At 64.4% G+C, this 6,618-nt stretch carries 6 protein-coding genes; 4 read left to right on the top strand and 2 right to left on the bottom strand.

Features of this window, described 5'->3' with window-relative positions:
- Positions 1-150 precede the first annotated feature (150 nt).
- On the bottom strand, positions 151-1,569 hold the full coding sequence (locus tag ACHFFZ_RS01620) for a GH1 family beta-glucosidase (protein WP_394274920.1): 1,419 nt from the start codon (positions 1,567-1,569) through the stop codon (positions 151-153).
- A gap of 220 nt (positions 1,570-1,789) precedes the next feature.
- Between ACHFFZ_RS01620 and ACHFFZ_RS01625 the strand changes: the two genes are divergently transcribed.
- The 4 genes from ACHFFZ_RS01625 (at position 1,790) to ACHFFZ_RS01640 (ending at position 6,052) form a co-directional block, all read left to right on the top strand.
- On the top strand, positions 1,790-3,097 hold the full coding sequence (locus ACHFFZ_RS01625) for an ABC transporter substrate-binding protein (protein ID WP_394274921.1): 1,308 nt from the start codon (positions 1,790-1,792) through the stop codon (positions 3,095-3,097).
- A 68-nt stretch (positions 3,098-3,165) separates the two neighbouring features.
- On the top strand, positions 3,166-4,140 hold the full coding sequence (locus ACHFFZ_RS01630; RefSeq protein WP_394274922.1) for a carbohydrate ABC transporter permease: 975 nt from the start codon (positions 3,166-3,168) through the stop codon (positions 4,138-4,140).
- Positions 4,137-5,051, top strand: coding sequence for a carbohydrate ABC transporter permease (locus ACHFFZ_RS01635; RefSeq protein ID WP_394274923.1), 915 nt, complete (start codon positions 4,137-4,139; stop codon positions 5,049-5,051). The genes ACHFFZ_RS01630 and ACHFFZ_RS01635 overlap by 4 nt, the downstream gene beginning before the upstream one ends.
- Positions 5,052-5,053: 2 nt before the next feature.
- Positions 5,054-6,052 carry a LacI family DNA-binding transcriptional regulator gene (locus tag ACHFFZ_RS01640; protein ID WP_394274924.1) on the top strand — a complete coding sequence of 333 codons (999 nt, stop codon included), beginning with the start codon at positions 5,054-5,056 and terminating at the stop codon, positions 6,050-6,052.
- Positions 6,053-6,098: 46 nt separating this feature from the next.
- Here the strand turns inward: ACHFFZ_RS01640 and ACHFFZ_RS01645 are convergent, their stop codons facing one another.
- Entirely contained in the window at positions 6,099-6,485 is a 387-nt protein-coding gene (locus ACHFFZ_RS01645; RefSeq protein ID WP_394274925.1) for a rhodanese-like domain-containing protein, read from the bottom strand.
- Positions 6,486-6,618: the final 133 nt, after the last annotated feature.

The raw sequence follows: 6,618 nt of genomic DNA on the forward strand, positions 1-6,618 counted from the left end.
GGGATCGATGATCACGACGATTTCATACTTGCGCATACGCGTACTCCACCTCCTCTGGTCTCAACGGCCATGGGTCCATCCCATGGCAGGAGGGCGTGTGCCATGGACACCTGCATCGGGTGCGGGCGTCCAAGGTGCAACATTACCGCCTCAGTCGCGAGCCACCCAATCAGCACCAACCGCTGCCAGGTCACGGGTGCGCGCCAGATCGGCGTACCACTTGCCGGAGTCCTTGACCGTTCTCTTGAGCGTGTCGTAGTCCACCCGGACCATGCCGAAGCGCTTGCCGTAGCCGAAGCTCCACTCGAAGTTGTCCAGCAACGACCACTCGAAGTATCCGGTGAGCCTGGCCCCTTGCTCGATGGCTTCGCCCACAGCCCCCAGGTGCCCGCGCAGATAGTCGATCCGGTCCTCGTCATGAATGCTCCCGTCGGGAGCAACGTCATCATCGAAGGCAGCGCCGTTCTCCGTGACCATCAGTTCCTGGCCCGGATACCGGCGAGCGGTACGAACGAGCAGTTCCACCAGCCCACTGGGGTCAATGTTCCAACCCATCTCAGTGAGCTTCCCCTCTGGAGCAAGGAAGGTCACGTCTTCGCAGCAGAGCCAGGGGCTCACCCCGGTCTCACCATGTCCGCCGGACAGGGAAGCCTCACCAGGGATGGCAGCTCGCACCGTCGACGTGGCGTAGTAGTTGATCCCCAGGATGTCGGGAACCTGGTGACAGAGATCCAGGTCCCCCTCGCGGACGAAGCTCCAGTCCGTGACCCCCTTGGTGATCTCACGCAATTCCTCGGGAAAGCGTCCCTCCATCACGGGTTGGAGAAAGGCTTCATTGCCCACGACCTCGATCTTGCGGGCCGCCGCCACGTCGGAGTCACCATCCGAGGCGGGACGAATGACGTGCAGGTTGAGGGTCAGGCAGATCCGGACATCAGGCCCCAGCTCTTCACGCAGGGCTGCGCTGGCCAGACCATGCGCCAGGTTCAGGTGGTGCACCGCCCGCAGGGCTTCCAGAGCATCGACATGGCCGGGCGCATGGACCCCGGAGCCGTAGCCAAGGTACGCCGAGCACCAGGGCTCATTGAGCGTGCTCCAGGTGTCCACCACGTCTCCCAGCTCCCGGGCCATGGCGCGTGCATAGTCCGCGAACGCATGGGCGGTCTCCCGAGCCGCCCAGCCACCCCTGTCCTGCAGAACCTGCGGCAGGTCCCAGTGGTAGAGCGTCGCAACAGCCTTGACACCTGCCTCATGCAGCCCTTGGCACAACCGACGGTAGTAGTCGACGCCCTCCCGGTTGACCGCACCGACCCCGTCCGGGATCACCCGGCTCCAGGAGATGGAGAAGCGGTAGGCATCCAGTCCGAGCCCCTTGATGATCTCCAGGTCCTCTTCCCAGCGGTGGTACTGGTCACAGGCCACGTCTCCCGTGTCCCCATTGGCCACCTTGCCAGGAGTGCGGCACATGGTGTCCCAGATCGAGGGGGTGCGCCCCCCTTGGTCGTGGGCGCCCTCCACCTGATAGGAGGCCGTAGCCGTCCCAAAGACGAACTCGTCGCTGAACCTCACTGGAATCCCCTCCCGGCCGCGCGTCTCCACATTGAAACCGCTCTCACTCAGATGCGATGCAACGCTAGCACTCCATACTCCCTCGTCAATATGGAACGTTGAGGGTATTGCGCCGCCATGAAATGGGTGCTTGAATCACCTTACTGAAAGCGCTCTCATACAGCGCTGGGACCAGAGTGGCTCGTGCACCGTCGCACGACCTTTGACCTAAGGAGTTCTGGTGAGCACAGGAAAGTGGAGGAAGGTTGCCGCCGTCGCGGCCAGCCTGGCCGTGATGGCAACGGGTTGCTCCAGCGGCGACAAGGCGGACGATCCCAAGACCGCCCCCAGCAGCGATCCCAACGAGAAGGTGACGCTCACTGTCGCCACCTTCAATGAATTCGGTTACGACAAGCTCTACGCCGAGTACATGAAGCTGCACCCCAACGTGACGGTGAAGGCAAAGAAGGCCGCCACGACGCAGGAAGCACGCGACAACATGAACACTCGCCTGGCCGCTGGCTCCGGCCTCGCAGACATCGAGGCCGTCGAGGTGGACTGGCTGCCCGAACTCATGCAGTCCAGCGACAAGTTCATGGACCTCAAGTCCGACGACGTGTCCGGCCGATGGTTGGACTGGAAGGAGAAGGCAGCCACCGATCCCGATGGCAAGCTGATCGGTTACGGCACAGACATCGGCCCGGAGGCTGTCTGCTACCGATCCGACCTGTTCGCCAAGGCAGGGCTGCCAACCCAGCGGGACCAGGTGGCGAAGCTGCTGGAAGGTGACTGGGACAAGTACTACTCCGTCGGAAAGCAGTTCGTGAGCAAGGTCCCGAATGTGGGGTGGTATGACTCCCCCAATGCCATCTGGGCCGCTCGCCTGAACCAGATGGAGAATGCCTACTCATCCTCCAGTGAGGAAGAGCAGATCATCCCCCTCGACGAGAACAAGCCCGTCAAGGAACTCTACGACGAGGTACTCACCCAGTCCGTCGACAACAAGTTGTCCGCGGGCCTGTCCCAGTGGAGCCCTGACTGGAACAAGGGCTTCCAGAACGGAAAGTTCGCCACGATGCTGTGCCCGGGCTGGATGCTCGGCGTGATCGAGGGCAATGCCGCCGGCGTCGAGGGTTGGGACATTGCCAATGTCTTCCCCGGTGGCGGTGGCAACTGGGGCGGCTCCTACCTCACGGTCCCGGAACAGGGTGAGCACAAGGCTGCTGCGCGAGAGCTGGCGGCCTGGCTGACTGCACCCGAGCAGCAGGTCAAGGCCTTCGAGTCGAAGGGAACCTTCCCCAGCCAGAAGAAGGCCCTCGAGAGTGCCGAGGTGAAGGGCTACACCAACAAGTTCTTCAACAATGCCCCCGTCGGCCAGATCCTCTCCGACCGGGCTGCTGCCGTGAAGGTCACTCCCTACAAGGGCCCGAACTACTTCGCGATCGACACCATCGCGCAGGACGCCATCACCCGTGCTGCCGTCGAGAAGTCCGCGAACCGCGAGGACTCCTGGAAGAAGGCCGTCGACGAGGCCAAGGCCCTCGGCTGAGCCCGTCACGTGGGGGCGTCGGCCGTCCGGCGCCCCCACCCCCGCTCCCACCGTCAACGAGGACATCCATGAGCACCCCGACCCTGACCCGTCGCCAGAAGCTGAGCCAGCTCGACCAGAAGGCCTCGCCCTACCTGTACATCGCGCCCTTCTTCCTCATCTTCGTCATCGCGGGACTCTTCCCGCTGCTGTACACGGCCTTCGTGAGCGTGCACAAGTGGAACCTGATCCGGGGCAACCTCGGCTTCATCGGCGTGGACAACTACACATGGGTGCTCCAGCAGCCTCGCTTCTGGAAGGGGTTGCGCAACACCTTCAGCATCTTCCTGCTGTCCTCCGTGCCCCAGGTCATCCTTGCCGTGCTGATCGCCGCTGCCCTCGACGCGAACCTCCGCGCCAAGACCTTCTGGCGGATGGGCGTCCTGTTGCCCTACGTGGTCGCCCCCATTGCCGTCTCACTGATCTTCGGCCAGGTCTTCTCCGACCAGTCCGGCGTGATCAACTCCATCCTGGAGCGCATCGGCATGGGTCCCATCGGCTGGCACAAGGATGTCCTGGCATCGCACCTGGCGATCGCGACGATGGTCAACTTCCGCTGGACGGGTTACAACACCCTGATCTTCCTGGCTGCCATGCAGGCCATCCCGCGCGAGACCATCGAGGCTGCCGTCGTCGACGGCGCCAGCCGGGTCAAGACCTTCCTGCACGTCACCATCCCGATGTTGCGGCCGACGATCATCTTCGTCGTGATCACGTCCACCATCGGCGGTCTGCAGATCTTCGACGAGCCGCGCATGTTCGACAACACCGGCGCAGGCGGCGCCGACCGCCAGTGGATGACCGTCACGATGTACATGTACGAGCTGGGCTGGGGCAGCCAGCGCAACCTGGGCCGCGCGTCGGCCGTCGCATGGATCCTCTTCATGATCGTCGTGGCCATCACGCTGCTGAACTACTTCATCACCCGCCGGATCGCCTCCAGTGGAGCGACGCAACCGCGCCGCCGGAGCCTGACCCGCCACACCCCCGGAGGCACCCGATGAGCCAGCTCTCCACTCCCACCATCGAGCAGATCGCCGGCAAGGGCGCCGCACGGGCCGCTCGCCGAAAGCAGGGGCGCCTCGACGGTGGGGTCCGCAAACCCGGCTGGGGCACCTACCTGACCCTCGGTCTCGTACTCTTGGTCTCTGTCATCCCGATCTACTACGCCTTCCTGCTGGCGTCATCCACCAGCGCCGAGATTGCCACACACCCGATCCCGAGCCTGGTCCCGGGCAGTCATCTCGTGGAGAACCTGCGTCGCGTGGTGGAGTCCGACATCAAGATCTGGCAGGCCTTCCAGAACAGTCTGGTCGTGTCCCTGGTGACGGCCTTGTCCGTGATGTTCTTTTCCACCCTCGCTGGCTTCGCCTTCGCCAAGCTGCGGTTCCGCGGCAAGAGGTTCCTGCTGGCCTTCGTGATCGGCACCATGGCCATTCCCTCCCAGCTGGGGATCATCCCGTTGTTCATCGTGATGGCGAAGCTGGGCTGGACCGGCAAGCTGGCCGCTGTGATCGTGCCGGCGATGGTCTCCGCATTCGGTGTCTTCTGGATGACGCAGTACTTGGAGGACGCCCTGCCCTATGAGCTGATCGAGGCGGCCCGAATGGATGGGTGCAGCATGATCGAGACCTTCTGGCACGTGGTGGTGCCCGCTGCGCGGCCCGCCGCATCCATGCTGGGACTGTTCACCTTCGTCGGCTCCTGGACGAGCTTCTTCTGGCCCTTCATCGTCCTCGGGTCGTCGAATCCGACCCTGCCGGTCGCCCTCCAGCTGCTGCAGGCTTCCTATTTCAAGGACATGGCCCTCATCATGGCTGGTGTGTTGATCATCACGCTGCCCCTGCTCCTGGTCTTCCTGGTCGCCGGCCGACAGCTCGTCGCCGGTGTCATGGCGGGAGCGGTCAAGGGATGAAGATGTCCAGCCCGGCGCCGACGCTGGACGACGTGGCCAGGCTGGCTGGAGTCTCCCGGGCCACCGCCAGTCGGGTGGTGAGCAAGGGCACGCCGGTCCGTGAGGACAAGCGTCTGGCCGTGGAGCGGGCCATCGCACAGTTGGGTTATGTGCCCAATCATCTGGCCAGGGCATTGGCTACGCAGAAGGCAGGGGTCGTGGCACTCATGTTGCCGGAGAGCGATGACCGGGTGTTCTCGGACCCCTTCTTCTCGCAGCTGTACCACGGTGCGCTGCAGGGCTTTCGTGGATCCTCCACCAGGATCGTGCTTTCCATCAGCCAGCCGGACGATGCCCCGGATGCCATGGCCAAGTACTTGGGCAGTGGCCATCTCGACGGAGCCATCGTGGCATCCCACCACGGCTGGGAGATCGCCCGCCAGCTGTATGACACCGGCCGGCCAGTGGTCTTCATCGGCGACCCCGGGATCACGGGCGCACCCTATGTCGACATCGACCAGGAAGCGGGTGTCCGGTTGGCCACGGAGCACCTCCTCGCTCGCGGCGCACGCCGGATCGCCACGATCACCGGCCCATTGGACATGGTTGTGGGCAGGCGCCGTCTGCAGGCTTTCCAGACGTGTCTGGCCGAGCACGGACTCACACCCGTCCTGGCCATGGACGGCGGCTTCACCCGGGAGGGCGGGGAGCTGGCAGCCCAACAGCTCCTTGCGCAGGCGCCGGAGATGGAGGCCTTGTTCGTGGCCTCCGACCTCATGGCACGGGGGGCCCTCAGGGCATTGAACCGCGCGGGCCTTCGCGTGCCCGAAGACATCCTGCTGGCCAGCTTCGACGACAGCGTGGTGGCCGTCGAGAACGACCCGATGCTGACCAGCGTCGGGAACCCCGCACCGGAGTTGGGAGCCGCTGCGAGCCGGATGCTTCAGCGAGTCCTGGCGGGTGAGATCGTCACTGCTCCCAAGGTCCTGTCCACCCGGATCAGTATCCGCGACTCCGCCTGACTGGCAGACGATGTGACAGGGCTTGGACCTCGCACCATCACATGCCTCAGATCCGCTTGCGCGGGGGCCCCGGGATGAGGATCTGTCCGGCATCGCGCCAGGCGACCAGTCCCCCGTCGACGAACTCGCAGGTGAAGCCCTGGTCTCGCACCATCTTGACGGCATGGCCGGAGCGCAGCCCGGTGTCGCAGATCAGCACGATCGTCTTGTCTGGCTCGGCGAAGGGGTCGCCCTCGTAGACGGCGTCCATCACATTCTCGGCGAGCGCCCGCACGTCGACCAGGCGCGCGCCGGGCACGTGACCGCCCTCGTACTCCTTGAGGCCACGCACGTCGACCAGCACGCCTCCTTGGGCAAGCAGGTTGAGCGCCTCGTCGACGCTGATGCTGCCGTCGGGAGTCATCTTGTTGATCAGTCGCTCGCGCAGTCCCATGCGACCATCACAGCACGCCCAAAGGGAGGGGGAAAGCAATCTGGCGCTGGGCGAACAAGCCTTGCGGAGTTGGCATGCCGCCTTGTCGGGGTGATGATGAGGCCATCACGCGCAGTGATGCACCCACCACCAG

Source organism: Luteococcus sp., from assembly GCF_043424415.1.
Taxonomy (GTDB): domain Bacteria; phylum Actinomycetota; class Actinomycetes; order Propionibacteriales; family Propionibacteriaceae; genus Luteococcus.